Origin of the sequence: Pseudorhodobacter sp. W20_MBD10_FR17 (genome assembly GCF_052119765.1) — a bacterium.
In the GTDB taxonomy this organism is placed as follows: domain Bacteria; phylum Pseudomonadota; class Alphaproteobacteria; order Rhodobacterales; family Rhodobacteraceae; genus Pseudorhodobacter.
The window spans coordinates 1-1,163 of sequence record NZ_JBGQOQ010000111.1 but is presented as its reverse complement, the minus strand read 5'-3'; the positions used below and the strand labels follow the sequence as shown (position 1 = coordinate 1,163).

The window sequence follows — 1,163 nt, the reverse complement described above, 5'->3', positions numbered from 1 at the left end:
TTGTTCAACGACTAGGCGACCATATCGAGTGTGTTCAGGTTTGCATAGAATGTCTCCTCTGCTTCTGCGGGGGTGATATATCCGATGGGCCCGAGAAGGCGGCGGTTGTTATACCAATCGACCCATTTCAGCGTCTCCCATTCGACTTCGCGCATCGACTTCCACGGGCCGATCTGGTTGATGACCTCAGTTTTGAAGAGACCGATGACGCACTCGGCCAGCGCATTGTCATAGGCGTCGCCGACGGTTCCGACCGAGAGATCGATTTCTGCCTCTGCCAATCGCTCGGTATACTTGATCGATAGGTATTGCGATCCGCGGTCGGAATGGTGGACCAACTCCTTGTTATCTGGTGTTTTTCTTTGCCATATCGCCTGCTCCAGCGCATCGAGGACGAATTGTGTCTTCATGGATGTGGAGGTCCGCCAGCCTACGATCCGCCTTGCGAAAACGTCGATGACAAACGCCACGTAAACGGTGCCCGACCAAGTTGGCACATAGGTAAAGTCTGAAACCCACAGCTTGTTTGGCCGATCCGCCTTGAACAGCCTGTTCACCTTGTCGTCTGGGCAGGGCAAAGATGTGTCTGGGTTCGTGGTGATGACCTTTTTGCCCCGAATGACCCCTTTGATGCCTAAACTGCGCATCAATCGCTCCACTGTGCAGCGCGCTACATCTTCACCTTCCCGCAGCAAAACGTGCCAAACCTTCCGAGCACCGTAGAGTTTACGGTTGTCCGCCCAAGCCTTGTCTATCTTGACGCTAAGGGCAGCATCAGACCTGGCGCGCGCTGACGCCCGATCAGGATCAAGCGCGATGCTGCGCCGTTCATAATAAGTGGAGGGAGCAAACTGCAACGCCCTGCAGATTGGCTCGACCCCGAGTGCATCCCGGCTTTCCTCAATGAAGGCAATCATTTGCGAAACGGGCGGTCGAGCTCCCGCTGCCCGGCAGCGGTTTGCCTTCAAACCGCGAAAGGGGCCTGGGCAAAATAAGCCGACGCCTTACGCAAAATCTCATTGGCTTGACGCAGTTCGCGGTTCTCGCGCTCCAACTCCTTAATGCGCGCCTTCTCTTCACTCGTCGGCCCCGGTCGTTCGCCACCATCACGCTGGATCTGGCGCATCCAAACGCGAAGGCTGTCCGGCGAACAACCCAATTTA

At 56.0% G+C, this 1,163-nt stretch carries 1 pseudogene and 1 other annotated feature; the pseudogene reads right to left on the bottom strand.

From position 1 onward, the window contains the following. Window positions 1-11 precede the first annotated feature (11 nt). A pseudogene (locus ACEN2J_RS20815) lies at window positions 12-1,163 on the bottom strand (IS3 family transposase); the annotation flags it as partial. Then, window positions 843-998 (bottom strand) — a sequence feature (AL1L pseudoknot). (Overlaps the previous pseudogene by 156 nt.)